The 13306-nt window shown below is 51.9% G+C and carries 14 protein-coding genes; 9 read left to right on the top strand and 5 right to left on the bottom strand.

Going from position 1 to position 13306, the window contains the following annotated elements; all coding sequences use genetic code 11:
- Positions 1-98 precede the first annotated feature (98 nt).
- The 3 genes from GNP95_RS03845 (at position 99) to GNP95_RS03835 (ending at position 2195) form a co-directional block, all read left to right on the top strand.
- The gene (locus tag GNP95_RS03845; protein WP_155609539.1) at positions 99-833 is read left to right on the top strand and encodes a DUF1361 domain-containing protein; all 735 of its coding nucleotides are present in this window, start codon (positions 99-101) and stop codon (positions 831-833) included.
- A gap of 87 nt (positions 834-920) precedes the next feature.
- Positions 921-1574, top strand: coding sequence for a potassium channel family protein (locus GNP95_RS03840; RefSeq protein ID WP_155609538.1), 654 nt, complete (start codon positions 921-923; stop codon positions 1572-1574).
- 21 nt (positions 1575-1595) lie between these two features.
- The gene (locus GNP95_RS03835; RefSeq protein WP_155609537.1) at positions 1596-2195 is read left to right on the top strand and encodes a GNAT family N-acetyltransferase; all 600 of its coding nucleotides are present in this window, start codon (positions 1596-1598) and stop codon (positions 2193-2195) included.
- A gap of 130 nt (positions 2196-2325) precedes the next feature.
- Here GNP95_RS03835 and GNP95_RS03830 read toward each other — a convergent pair whose 3' ends face one another.
- Together GNP95_RS03830 and GNP95_RS03825 are read right to left on the bottom strand one after the other, a co-directional pair.
- Entirely contained in the window at positions 2326-3135 is an 810-nt protein-coding gene (locus tag GNP95_RS03830; protein ID WP_155609536.1) for a histidinol-phosphatase, read from the bottom strand.
- A gap of 30 nt (positions 3136-3165) precedes the next feature.
- Positions 3166-4068 carry a LysR family transcriptional regulator gene (locus tag GNP95_RS03825; RefSeq protein ID WP_155609535.1) on the bottom strand — a complete coding sequence of 301 codons (903 nt, stop codon included), beginning with the start codon at positions 4066-4068 and terminating at the stop codon, positions 3166-3168.
- Positions 4069-4351: 283 nt separating this feature from the next.
- Here GNP95_RS03825 and GNP95_RS03820 point away from each other — a divergent pair, with 283 nt between their 5' ends.
- The 5 genes from GNP95_RS03820 (at position 4352) to GNP95_RS03800 (ending at position 9343) form a co-directional block, all read left to right on the top strand.
- A complete protein-coding gene (locus tag GNP95_RS03820; RefSeq protein WP_330163257.1) occupies positions 4352-4813 on the top strand; it encodes a chemotaxis protein CheX in 462 nt (153 codons plus the stop codon).
- A 112-nt stretch (positions 4814-4925) separates the two neighbouring features.
- Positions 4926-5702, top strand: coding sequence for an SDR family NAD(P)-dependent oxidoreductase (locus tag GNP95_RS03815; protein WP_155609534.1), 777 nt, complete (start codon positions 4926-4928; stop codon positions 5700-5702).
- Between the two features lie 137 nt (positions 5703-5839).
- The gene (locus GNP95_RS03810; RefSeq protein ID WP_155609533.1) at positions 5840-7285 is read left to right on the top strand and encodes a DEAD/DEAH box helicase; all 1446 of its coding nucleotides are present in this window, start codon (positions 5840-5842) and stop codon (positions 7283-7285) included.
- A gap of 78 nt (positions 7286-7363) precedes the next feature.
- The gene (locus GNP95_RS03805) at positions 7364-8110 is read left to right on the top strand and encodes an ABC transporter ATP-binding protein (RefSeq protein ID WP_330163256.1); all 747 of its coding nucleotides are present in this window, start codon (positions 7364-7366) and stop codon (positions 8108-8110) included.
- Between the two features lie 3 nt (positions 8111-8113).
- The gene (locus GNP95_RS03800) at positions 8114-9343 is read left to right on the top strand and encodes an ABC transporter permease (protein ID WP_155609531.1); all 1230 of its coding nucleotides are present in this window, start codon (positions 8114-8116) and stop codon (positions 9341-9343) included.
- An 80-nt stretch (positions 9344-9423) separates the two neighbouring features.
- On the opposite strand, the gene GNP95_RS26015 is transcribed toward GNP95_RS03800, so the two are convergent.
- The 3 genes from GNP95_RS26015 to GNP95_RS03790 all read right to left on the bottom strand — a co-directional run bounded on the left by GNP95_RS26015 (position 9424) and on the right by GNP95_RS03790 (position 11675).
- Positions 9424-9549: a YjcZ family sporulation protein gene (locus tag GNP95_RS26015; protein WP_230873640.1), complete on the bottom strand. Its 126-nt coding sequence runs from the start codon at positions 9547-9549 to the stop codon at positions 9424-9426.
- Between the two features lie 105 nt (positions 9550-9654).
- Positions 9655-10950: an aminotransferase class I/II-fold pyridoxal phosphate-dependent enzyme gene (locus GNP95_RS03795; protein ID WP_155609530.1), complete on the bottom strand. Its 1296-nt coding sequence runs from the start codon at positions 10948-10950 to the stop codon at positions 9655-9657.
- Positions 10951-11051: 101 nt separating this feature from the next.
- Positions 11052-11675, bottom strand: a complete 624-nt coding sequence (locus tag GNP95_RS03790) for a pyridoxamine 5'-phosphate oxidase family protein (RefSeq protein ID WP_155609529.1) — start codon at positions 11673-11675, stop codon at positions 11052-11054.
- A gap of 129 nt (positions 11676-11804) precedes the next feature.
- On the opposite strand from GNP95_RS03790, the gene pdxR reads away from it, so the two are divergent.
- The gene (pdxR, locus tag GNP95_RS03785) at positions 11805-13265 is read left to right on the top strand and encodes a MocR-like pyridoxine biosynthesis transcription factor PdxR (protein WP_330163255.1); all 1461 of its coding nucleotides are present in this window, start codon (positions 11805-11807) and stop codon (positions 13263-13265) included.
- Positions 13266-13306 lie beyond the last annotated feature (41 nt).

The raw sequence follows: 13306 nt of genomic DNA, 5'->3' as shown, positions 1-13306 counted from the left end.
GTCAACCATTGTAACTTTCCAGCTTCGCTGAACGTCTATAGCCTGACAGGACATAACCTGGCTTAAGGAAAGTGTTTGGACAGGAGGAGGCATCACAATTGCATGATTGGAGAGCGCTTGGATACCCGAGCAAATGGATACTGTACCTGATTCTGTTTATCGCCACACTGATCGGCATGAGATATGTCGTGCTTACGCAGCTGCCGGAAGGAGGGAGACCTCCGTATTTATTTATGCTGTGGAACACGTTTTTGGCATGGATTCCACTTGGCCTGGCGATCGTGCTGGATATGGTCAGTTTACTGAGGGGAAAGATGCTGAAGTTGTTGCTGTTCCTTGGGGTCGGGCTGCTGTGGCTGTTTTTCTATCCCAATGCCGCTTATTTGATGACGGATCTGCTGCATCCGTTTTACCGCTATCCTATTTCTGCCGGTATGGGAATTCGGTTCTGGGAGGAAAATTTGTTCTGGGATCATTTATTTACCATACTGTTCGCCGCAATGCTCGGGCTGGCCATTTCCACGGCCTCTTTAGCATCGGTTCATGCGCTCGTGCGCAAATATTTGGGAACGGTTATGGGCTGGATATTCGCTATTGCCGTTTTGCTGCTTAGCAGCTTTGGCGTATACATAGGAAGATTCATTCGCTGGAATAGCTGGGATGTGCTTCAAGACCCTGTACGTATCGTAGGCGAAACAATCATATATTTGATGGATTTCGAATATTTGCGGCATGCGATCGGGTTCTGCAAATGGATATTCTTGATTACTCTATTCTGTTATGTGGCTGCTTATTATTTTGGTATTGCCCAGCAATCGCAGAGTAACAGATAAACGTACTCAATTCTCCTCCATCTGGGTAATGAATGGTTAGTAGGATGCAACAAACCAGGCTTATCCAGGGGGGAGCTGCGTGCAATCATGGTGATTTGGTTAAATGTGCTGGGCATGCTTGCATTGGTATGCATACTGTACATACTCAACAAAAGGGTCACGAGCCGCTTTATATTGCTTGCGCCGATCGTTGTTTACGTAATCATATCCCTCGAGGACTTGTTCGGCTGGATTGATATCGCGTTACTGCTGCATTCAGAAGGGGCGCTTAGGGCACTGATCGTATTATTTGTCCTAGGCTCAGTCATTTTGTATGTTCTTTACATTTTTCGAAAAATCGCGGATACGGCAAATAACCTGGTAGGACTCAAAGTTGTGGTGATCCGCATCAGTACCGCTACCCTGTCCTGTATTATATTTTTTACCATTGTATATACCTCGATTTATAAGCTGTTCAAGGGCGGGAGCTTCCTGGGCGACAATATCGGCAGCGATACGCTGTCCCAGTTGATTACGTTCCTGTACTTCAGCGCCGCTACCTTCACAACGACGGGCTATGGGGATATTATGCCGGCGGACAACACGTCCAGGCTGGTCGTTGTTATGGAACTGTTCTTCAGTTTCGTAACCGTAGCTTACGCATTATCCATGCTGGGCGTTTTTCGGCAGATATTCAAGGAAGGGCCGGAAGCGGCTAATCATTCTGAATCCAAGGAAGGAGGATTAGAAGAAGGATTATAAATGATATAGGGGGCTGGAGGCATGAGTATGCACGCCAAACGGGAGTGCAGCGAAGGAATTCCCGTTCTGGAAAGTCCGCGTCTCATCTTACGCCGGATTACGCCGGAAGATTGCGAGGATCTGCACCAATACATGATTGATCCGCTAGTTCAGCGCACGATTTCGTTTGAGCCGCAGACCTTGCTGTTTCCGGCCCGGTTGTACCGTTATTTTGCGGCATGCTACGAGGGTCTCCGCGATCTCCATTGGGCTATAGAATCGAAGCAATCCCGCAGCATTATAGGGGTCTGTTCACTGCAGCAATGGGATCGTATCCAAGGCAAGGCCCGGCTTGGCTATTTGCTGTCTCCGGCGTGCTGGCGCCAGGGCTTCGCGACGGAAGCTGCCAGATCTTTAATTCATTTTGGTTTTGAATCCTTGGAACTCAACCGGATCGAAGCTCGCTGTTCGCAGGAGAATCCTGCATCGGAGCGCGTTCTGCAAAAATGCGGGCTGGCCTATGTCAAAGCGGTGCCGGCTGGATCGGGAAAACGAGGGGAAGAAGAGATGCTTAAGCTGTATGCGATAAACCGGGGGGAATATTGCGAATTAGGTTATCAAATTACATGGTTTGTTACATAAATGAAATATTACTGTGATCGTTCTCTAACAGTAAGGGGGTACACTTAATACATGACCCCCTTTTGAATATATTTGTCTTTGGAACCCAACGCCGTTCGTATGGGTTCTCTTTTTTTGCCTTCAGAACAATTTACAGCGGAACAGTTTGTTTGGTTTTGTTTTTGTAATATACCCATTCTGTGAAGCCGATTTCCTTGAGGCGGGAGGCAACGAGCTCCAGCTCGTCGGCTACGCGGGAAGGCACATGGGCATCTGATCCGAAGGTGACTTCGACCCCGAAATGCAATGCTCTCTCCAGAATGGAGTCCGAGGGGTACCAGCCTCCGGACAGCTTCGTCTTGCCAGAGGTGTTGATTTCTATGGCAACGCCCTCCTCGGCAATGACCTTAAGCGTCTCATCGATCGCTTCGGCTGCGGGAATGTCCGAGAATGCAGGATAGTTGCCCTTCATGGCATCAATATGGCCGAGAATCTGGAACATGCCGCTGCGGGCCGATTCCCGAATCAATGCGTAATAGGCCTCTTTGTCGGAGACGCGCTGCTTCTCATTGAGCTTCTTCCAGCGATTTTTGTTAAAAATGCTGACATTACCGACACTGTGAACCGACCCGATGACATAATCGAAAGGATACTTCGCCAGCGTTTGGCGGTAGATTTCCGCATGCTCGGGGAAATAGTCAGATTCGATTCCGAGCAGAACGTCGATTTTTCCTTCGTATTCGCGTTTAAGCTGAAGGACTTCCTCGACGTAATTGCTAAGCTCCTGCTTCGCCATTGCAATCTTCGGGAATGGCTGCTCTTCCGGACTGCCAAAATATGGAGTATGATCGCTGATGCCGATAACGGACAGTCCCTCTTTAATTCCAGCCTCGATGTAATCGCGGATGTTGCCGTCGGCATGTCCGCAGCGGAAGTGGTGGGTGTGCAGATCGAATTTCATGCTGATGCTCCTTTTTTAGATTAGAATAGGTTATTCTGAACCGATAAAATGGGTTTCAGGCATGCCTTTTAAATCGCCTAGGAATTGCTGCATTGCCGAATTGATGTATCGGCCTGATTTATAGATGACGCCGACAGGATGGCTCGTTTCCAGCTCGGGGATGGGGACGTTGAACAGTGAACCCTGGCGGAGCTCCCGCATCACGGATTGCTTGGAAATGATCGCCGCGCCCAAATTGATTTCCACCATCCGCTTCACTTCCTCGCTGCTCGACAGCTCCACGACGATTTCAGGCTCTATGGCATGCTTGCGGAAGACCTCGTCGACGAAGCGTCTGCCTACGGTATCTGGAGACAGCATAATCATGGGAACCTCTCTCAGCATGTCCAGCGTGGGGAATTTCGCCTGAGCCAAAGGGTGAAGCGGAGATACGACGAGCGCGAACGTATCGTAATACAGTACGGACGCATGAACCTGTGGATTATTCTCGATCAAATAGCCGATGCCGATATCAACGAGACCTTGCTCGACATTTTGATAAATTTGCGAGGAGGGCATAGATTGAATCGTCGTTTTGATCAGAGGAAATTGATCTTGGAAATAGGACAGAATCCGCGGCAAAATTTGTATGGCGATCGAAGTGGTCGTGCCTAGCACGATATGTCCCTGCGGGATATGCTCCATATCGGACAGCTTCTGCTTCAGCTCTTCGACAATATCAAGGATAGCCTCGGCACGCTCCAGAAATACCTGTCCGCGATCGGTCAATTTTACAGGCTGATTGCGGTCGACAAGCACTGTATTGAACTCGTCCTCCAGGCTTTTGATTTGCGCGGAAACTGCGGGTTGAGTCAGGTTGAGCATTTCCCCCGCCTTGCGAAAACTTTTGGTCTTGGAAATCATAAGCAGCGTTTCCAGTTGGCTTATGTTCATCCGAACTCTCCTTTCGCAGCTGTTTGCCAGCTTATTTTGATGCCACGATGGCGAACATGTTCATTTCATTAATTATAGGGGATGATCCCTTCATAACGCAATGCAAGGCATTGCCCCTCCTGGAAATCGACGGCTGAGAGGATAAAAATGTATAATCCAACAAATTGCATTATTCGATTTTTAATGACTTATTGGTAGGAATAAAGTATAATGTTGTACAAGTGAAAAAACGGGACTTTTGTAATGAATTAATTACTTCCAAGTGTAAAGGGGCGCATAAATAGTGAAAGCGGAAGTGATAAATCCTTTTCTGGAATCAGCACGGTCGGTTATAGAGCAGGTCATTCAGATTTCACCTTCTACTGGAAATCTCGGAGTCAAGGACATTATTCCGAAGCATGATCATATATGGATACAAATCGGCATGACCGGGCACTACAGCGGTATGGTCGTATTTGGTCTCCAAGAGACGGTTGCTTTGCGGATCGTGTCGGCCATGATGGGCGGATTTGTTCTTACCGAAATGGACGAGATGGGTCAAAGTGCGATTTCAGAGCTTGGAAACATGATCAGTGGAAATGCCAGCACGATTTTATCAAACCAAGGCTACGCCGTCGACATCACTCCTCCTCAAGTCATCAAGACCGACACAGCCATGAATGACGCAACCCCTCGCAAAGCTTTATGTATCCCACTGTTGATGGATGGCATCGGAGAACTGGATATTCAAGTCATGATCTCTTAGAATAAGAATAGAATTTACGGAACCGGGAACTAGCTCTGAAATTGCGTGATTTTTGGATGCTGGTTCTTTATTTCTGTCCGGCAATCTATTTGGAAGAGAGAGGACGATAACCATGTCGTTAAACAATCAGGTCGTTGTCGTTACGGGAGCTTCAAGCGGAATAGGAGCTTTGACGGCCAGAATGCTGTCGGAGCGGGGCGCGGACGTCATCCTGGCAGCTCGCTCGGACGATAAGCTGGAGAAGATCGGAGCGGAGCTTCGAGGCTCTTTTAAGCTGCTGACGATGGACGTAGGGGACGACCTGTCCGTGGCTGACGGTTTTCAAGAAATTTTCGCTCAGTATGGCCGGGTGGACTGCTTGCTGAACAATGCCGGCTACGGCAAATTTACATATTGCGACGAAATGCCGCTTGCAGAGTTTTCCGCCATGATGAACGTAAATTACATGGGGGTCGTCAGATGCACCAAGGCCGTGCTTCCTTATATGAAGCAGGTCCGCTCCGGACGGATCGTCAACGTCGCTTCCCTTGCGGGCAAGCTGGGTACAGCGAAATCGACGGCCTATGCGGCAACGAAGCATGCCGTTCTGGGCTTCAGCAGCGCGCTTCGTCAGGAGGTCCGCGAATATGGCATTAAAGTAACAACAATTAATCCAGGGCCGATCGACACTCCGTTTTTTGATTTGGCTGACCCTACCGGTCATTATGTGAACAACGTGAAAGGGCTTATGCTAAAGCCGGAACGGGTCGCGAGAGCGATTGTCGCTGCCGTGGAGAAAGGGCCGGTGGAAGTGAATATGCCATGGGCCTTCGGAGCGGGCGCGAAGTTTTATCAGCTGTTTCCGCGTCTTGCGGATATGCTGAGCTACCGGATGTTAAATAAGAAATAGAAGTTGGACCGGCTGGATTCAGCCGGTTTTTTTTTTAAGGCTTGCGGGGCCTGGAATAAAAATCATGGCGAATTTGGTGGGATTTGCTGTTATCGCATATAATGAAAGATATGACTTTTACGTGAGGATGAACAGAGATGAATACGACAAGTTTTGCTGGATTAGGTATCGAAGAGCCGCTGTTGTCTAGATTGGCAGAATACGGCATTAACGAGCCGTCGCCAGTACAGGCGGAGAGCATTCCTGCAGCGCTGAGCGGCCGCGATGTGCTGGCCCAGTCACAGACAGGAACGGGAAAGACGCTGGCTTATTTGCTGCCGGTGCTGCAAAAGATGAATACCGCGGAGAAGACGCTGCAGGGAATCGTGCTGGCGCCGACCCAGGAGCTGGCGATGCAAATTTACCGTGAAGCCGAAAAATATGCTGAGACGCTGGGCGTAGGTGTCCAAGCCCTGATTGGCGGAGCGGCGATCAAACGGCAGCTGGAGCGGCTGAAGCAGCACCCGCAGCTTGTGGTCGGAACGCCGGGACGAATCCGCGAGATCCTGGCTTTGCGCAAGCTGAAATTGCATACGGTGCGCATGGTTGTTGTCGATGAAGTGGATCAAATGTTCCAGCTTGGCGGGACAGCTGATGTGGAACATATTTTGCGGGGGACGCTGAGGGAACGGCAGCTGCTGTTCCTGTCGGCCACGATCAATGGAGAAATCAGGAATCTGGCCGGAAAGGAGATGACTGACCCCGTAGAGATCGGTATCGAACCTGAGCAGCGTACCGCCAAAAGCCTGGAGCATATTTATTTTCTGACGGAGGAACGCGATAAAATCGATATGCTGCGCCGAATCATCCGGCATTATGATCCGTCCCGGACGATCGTGTTCATTAATCATACGGATAATATTGCCGAAGTCGAGGCGAAGATCAATTACGTCGGCCTTAACGCCGGAGCATTGTACGGAGATGCCGACAAAACGGTGCGGGCCGCAACGCTGCGCCGTTTCCGCGAAGGGAAAATCCGCGTTCTTATCGCCAGCGATATTGCAGCCCGCGGACTGGATATCGAAGAACTTGAACTTGTTGTCAATCTTGATCCGCCGCCTGACACGGAGCATTATGTGCACCGCGTTGGCCGAACGGGCCGGATGGGGCGCAAGGGGCTGGCCGTATCGATCATTTCCGCTAAAGAAGAGTTCATTATTCGCAAATTTGCGAGGGAACTGAGAATTACGATTTCCGCTCGAGAGATGTATGCTGGCAAAGTCATTGAGCCGGATGCATCCTCCGGCGGGCGAAGCAAGGCCACTCCAGGGAAAGGCCGGGTTTCGGGCTTATCCGGACAAGGTACCGCTAAACATAGTGGTGCCAAAGAGGGGACTGCCAAACGAACGCCAGCTTTACGAGCAGCTGAGGGGAGAGAGGTTGTATCTGGGAGTGCCTCCGGCAGCGCCGGAGGGGCAAAACGGGCCGGCACAGGAGCCGTAAAAGGGAACCGCACGAATGGCGGGAGAAAAAACGACCGGGATCAGGACCGCAAGAACAAAGGCGCTCCCCGGTGGCTGAAAGAGAAGCGGAACAAAGATTAGGAATCAAGTAAACAGTAGTGAAGAAAATGGATGCATTAAGCATCAGGCGTTAAGAATTGAGGATTGGGGGGAACGGTTGTGAATGAAACGCCCGTTTTGCAGGTAGAAGAACTAAGCGGGGGCTACAGCATCGGTCGTCCTGTGCTGCATGACATTCAATTTGATGTGCAGCCTGGCGAGATGGTCGGCCTGATCGGGCTGAACGGTGCGGGCAAAAGCACGACGATGAAGCATATTTTGGGATTGATGACGCCTCATCAGGGCGGCGTCGTCATTCAAGGCAAGACGCGCAGCGAGGAGCCAGAGGCTTATCAATCCTCTTTGGCATTTGTGCCAGAGTCGCCCCTGTTGTATGAAGAACTGACGGTAAGAGAGCATTTGGAGTTCGCGGCCAGAGCCTACAATGTGGAGCAGAAGGATTATGAGGAGCGATCACAGCGGCTGCTCAAGCTCTTCCATATGGAGGAGAAGGCGGACAGCCTGTCGATGCATCTATCCAAAGGTATGAAGCAGAAGGTCATGATCATGTGCGCTTTCGTCGCCCGGCCTCCGCTCTACATTATTGATGAGCCGTTTTTGGGACTGGATCCGCTGGGCATCCGCTCCCTGCTGGATTTCATGATGGAGATGAAAGAGAGCGGGTCTTCGATTCTGCTCAGCTCGCATATTTTATCGACCATTGAAAATTATTGCGACCGGTTTATCGTACTACACAAAGGCAGAGTCATCGCCCAAGGGACCCTGAATGAAATCGCCGAGCAGGTCCAGATGCCGGGCGCATCGCTGGAGAATATGTTCTATGCCTTGGTCAAGGATGGGGATTAAGAAATGGAATTGAGGGCGCTGCGCAGCCGGCGCAAATCATCGTTCTGGGGTCAGATTATCCCTTACTTGCCTTATGTATTTCAAAGTGGAGTCGCGGTCGTGCTCCTTATATTGTGCATTGTATTCTCGGCATGGTACACATCATTTCTTCAGGCGCTGCCTCCGGATTTGCCCGTCCGCTGGATTATGCTGCTTCTGCTTGGGCCGCTGACGGTATATTCCGGGTTTCGAACCTATGTGCAGCCGGCGGATGTCGTTTTCCTGCTGCCGCAGGAATCGAAAATGCAGCAATACTTGTCTCCGGCGTATTTTAGCGGGGTAATTTACAAGCTGCTCGGACTCTTTCTGATCGCCGTTACAGCATGGCCGATGTATGCCAGAAGCGGGGAAGCTGCCGTTCCGTTATGGGCGCTGCTGCTTGTTTTGCTGCTCCTGAAGGTGCTAAGCGCCTACGGAGCCTGGCAGGAGATTCGAATTTCGACGTCCCGGGCTAGAATAGGCTATCGTCTGCTCCGCTGGTGCTTTATTCTGCTGATGCTTGCGGCGTGGATTTGGCTGCCCGAATGGTGGAAGAGCCTGCTGTTCATGCTGCTGCTGGGTGCGAATTACGTTCTTGCCCTGCGTTTTCCGATGAAGCATGCTGTCGCTTGGGAGAACTTGATTGCTAACGAGAAGGCGGGAGCAGCCCGGACGATGATGATTCTCGGCTGGTTTGTGGAGATTCCGGCGGAAGGACAGAAGGTCGTTCGCCGCCGCTGGCTTTCAATGGCGGGGAACCGGATTCCTTGGAAGCCGGGAACCTCGTATCGTTATTTGCTGACGAAGACATTTGTCAGAAGTGAGCTGCTAGGCATCGTTACTCGTTTAACGCTGCTGGGGCTGCTAATCGTATATTGGACGGGACACTCCTGGGTTGGGGCAGCGGTTTACCTGTTCTTTATATTCATTATTGGCACACAGCTTTCCGCGCTTCGCTATGTCCACCGGGATTCTCCGGCTGCTTCCTATTATCCGATTCTGCAAGGGGTAAGGATGAAGGAAGTACTGCGGCTGATTACGCGGCTGCTGTTTGTTCTGGCGGTTATTCTATGGCTGCCTCTGTTCGCGGCTGCCGCAGGCTCCGGTTCAAGTCTGCTGATTACCTTAGGCGGACTGGCCGCAGGCATGCTGCTTGTGCTGCTGCTTCGCGCGAACTGGACCCGGAAATGGAGCGGCCTGGAAGAGGATGAGTAGAAGCAATTAAATAGGTCTTGCTTAACGCAAAACGCCCTGCAGCTGCAGGGCGTTCTGTATTCCATTTAAAGAGTTGTAGATCAAATGACAAAGGCACGGCTCACAATGACTAACAAAATAAATAGTACGAGGATCACGCCTGTGCTGGTTCCCAGTCCAAATCCAGGGCCAAATCCGCCACAACCGCCTCTTACTCCGTCGCTCATATACATACCCCTTTCTATACTGACATGATGTAAATGTCTACATCGTATTGTATGTCACGGGGGCTTAGCATGCTTGGGCGATTGCGCAGATTACAGAACATGATATTAACCTTTCAAGTCCAGTACGGCTTTGTAAATAATGTCGAACAGCTCTTCCAGATTCTCTTCGGCAATGCAGGAGAAGGCGACGCGCAGATCGTGATCGCCAAGGGCGATGGTTCCGACGCCATATTCCTGAAGCAAGCGTTGACGAACCTCCTCTGCTTGAACCCCCTTCAGCTTAAGGCACATGAAGTAGCCCGAGTTGAACGGGTAGTATTCCCACACATCAGCGTACTTTTCGCTGTCGAGGAGGGATTTTACCTTGTTGGCCCGGCCTTTCATAATATGGTACTTCTCTTCCTTCTGCCCTTCGAATTCCGGCGACTTCAGCGCGTGAAGGATAAATGTTTGCGACGGGTGAGAGCAGCTCGAGACGGTGGCCCGGATAATGCCGAGCGTTTTCTGCTCCAGAGCCGCAAGAACCTCCTTGCTCTCTGCTGCAAAGGTGATGAAGCCAACACGGAATCCCCAGACATATTCCTCTTTGGTGGCGCCGTCCACTTTTACCGGTAAAATGCGCGGGTGGAGTCCGGCAAGCTTGCCGAAGAGGGATTCGGACAAGGAGTCCTCAAAAAATAGCCCGAAATAGGCGTCATCCGTCACGACCACGACGTTAATGCCCGCTTCCGCTGCGTCCTGGATGGCGGCGACGATCTGTTCTCCTTCTTTGGCACCCGGCGTGTAGCCGGTCGGATTGTTCGGGAAATTAAGAACAACAACGGCTTTACCTTTGTCTTTTTGCGCAAGAAGAGACTCGCGGAGACCCTCGCTGTTGAATTTCATATCGTCCGTGAATAATGGATAGTTGACGATGTTAGCATGACGGCGGATGCCGAAAGTTAGCTCATAGTTCTCCCAATTTTTGTCCGGATAAATCACGGCGTCCCCCTCATCAACGAACAGGTCCGCAACGATGCTTAGCCCATGCGTCAACGCATTGGTTACTACGGGATTGCCGAAGCTTTTGCCGTCCAAGGAAGGATTCTCGCGGATCATCTTCTCGCGCCAGACACTCCTAAGCTCGGGTTTGCCGGCAGGGGGGGCATAGGGATACAAATCCTGCGGCTTATAGGCGGACAAGTTGTCCTGAATGACAGCAAGATGCATCGGGCCGCCGTTCTCCGTGGCAATTCCGATCGTGGCATTGAACTTCTTTGCAAGGCTGGAGGCTTCCGCAGATTGGCTGAGTATTCCTTCCTTCGGAAAATAAATCTCCTTGCCCAGCGTGGACAACATATCGTATAAATGGGCGTTACCTGCTTTAAGACTTTCGTTCAACTGCTCCGCAAGTGGATTCATTGCGCAATCATCCTTCCGATCAGTTTGATATAATGGTTAGCTTCCGAATTTACTGCCTAACATTATATCACTTTGACTGTTTAGAGTCGATGGATTTCATCTTAGCTCCCGGCATGATGAGGACAGTATTTATGCATCAGCTCTACAGTCTCCTCGTCTAACTCCCCGCCTCTCATCTTAAGCCCATGAAGAACATTATCGAATTTATGGTCATTCAGGTTTTGTCCGAATTTGAATTTGGCGCTGATCTCCTCCGGGACGATACGAAACAATGCGACCGCCTTCAATTGCCCGGCGTACTTCGGGTCTTCCGGAACGATAGGCTCGTATCCGCCTTCCGGCTGGAGCTTCTCCATGAACATCGTGAAGGCATCGGCCTTTTCCCGCAAATCGCTTACGGCTTCGGCATGCCCCCGAACCATGACGCTTTTGAAGTAGGCGGAGGCTGGACAAGCCAGCAGCGGATCAGTGAAGTAGGATGGAATGATCGCATATTCCTTGGCTACCGTGAAGCTGACTTGCGGATTTGCCTTTAAATGCTTCATTTTCTCCCCGGCGAGGCTGCCGTGGAAATAAAAATAGCCGTCCCCATATACAAAATTCAAAGGTGTAACCCGGCAAGCGCCGTCGCTGCCCACAGTTCCAAGAAAGCCGAAGCTCATCTCCCGCAGGAATTCGGCAATTTCCTGCTTGTTCTCGCTCATCGAAAATTCTTTTCTTCTCATTATCCAATATTCCCTCCATACTATTGTCTATTAGCAGTTTCCACTTAGTTTAGGGGCTCGATTGACAATAAAAAAGAACCAATTTACATTAAAATTATTGGTCCACTTTACGGAGAGAGGTTGTTACCCGTGGATTTTATTTTACCGATGGAGAAGCACAGCAAGCTGTATCGCTATAAATATTTGGCACTTTATCATGCGCTGCGCGAGGCCATTTACGAAGGCACCCTTCCCGAGGGTACCCGTCTTCCTTCTACTCGTGAATTAGCTGCGCTTTATAGCGTATCCCGAGGCAGTGTCTCCCAGGCCTACGATATGCTGCACGGCGACGGTTATATTCGGTCGGCTGCGGGGAGCGGCACGTATGTGTCCGTTGCGGCTCCCCGGCTAACGGAGGAGTCTCGCAGAGGCGCGGCGATCGAACTGTCGGCATGGGGACGTACCCTATCTGGCCCGCTGTTTGTGACGGAGAAGGCGCGCCCCGATAAGGGCGGTATGATCTCATTTACCGACGCCGGCCCCTCTCTGGATTTATTTCCGCTTGCCGAGTGGAAGAGTGCGATTGCCGCCGCGGTCCGGGAAGAGCTCGATGCCTCCGCTCTGATGCTCGAGGACGCGGCTGGCGATATCGAGCTGCGCGAGGCGATCGCGGCTCATCTGCGGCGCAGCCGCGGCATTGCGGCAGATGCGGAGCACATCTGCCTGTTCAATGGCTCCATGCAGGCGCTTGCGCTCCTGACCCAGCTTCTGCTGGGTCAGGGCGAGCCGGCGGTACTGGAGAACCCGTGTTACACGGGGATCTCCAGAGCCGTCGCCGCCTGCGGAGGCATCGCCGTCCCCGCACCGGTGGACGGCGAAGGCATCATGCCGCGCGATTGGGACGCGCGGCTGCTGTTTGTGACGCCGGGTCGGCAGTTCCCGACCGGCGCAGTGCTGTCCCCGGCGCGGCGCCGGGAACTGCTCGCGTGGGCTGCGCGGCGGAACGCTGTCATCATCGAAGATGATTATGACAGCGAGTTTCGCTTCGCGGGCCGCCCGCTGGAGCCGCTGAAGGCACTCGACCGCGAGGAACGGGTCGTGTACGTCGGCTCCTTCTCCAAGACTATGTTCGCCGCGCTGCGTATCGGCTACGCTGTGCTGCCGCCCAGCCTCGTCCAGCCGGCAATCCGCGCCAAGGCGCTATACGAGCCGGTATCGCCAGCGAGGCTGGAGCAGCGTGCGCTGGCCCGCTTCATGCGGCGCGGCGAGTATGCCCGCCATCTGCGGAGGATGCGCCGCTACTATGGGGAGAAGCATGAATGGTTCCGGGCGCAGATGCACAAGCACGCCGGGGAGCTGTTTGAGCTCTATCCCTCGGATGCAGGCCTGCACATTTACGCGCGCTGGCGCGGCCTGGCGGAGGATTACGAGCTATTTCGCGAAGCGGCGATCGCGGGCGGCGTGCAATTCCGGGATACTGCCGATTACCAATTGGCCCCGGGAGCTCCTGCGGCCTGCTTCAGTTTTGCTCACCTGGATCAAGAGCAGATGAAGGAAGGAATCCGGCGAATGGCGGATGTGTGGAAAGTTATTTTAAGCAGGCGCGAGTAGGCGATATAATATAGCTAGAAATGGCAGTAGGGATATTCTGA

This window comes from Paenibacillus woosongensis, from assembly GCF_009725165.1.
In the GTDB taxonomy this organism is placed as follows: domain Bacteria; phylum Bacillota; class Bacilli; order Paenibacillales; family Paenibacillaceae; genus Fontibacillus; species Fontibacillus woosongensis.
Note: the sequence above shows the minus strand (reverse complement) of the source record. Positions and strands in the feature narration are given on the sequence as shown.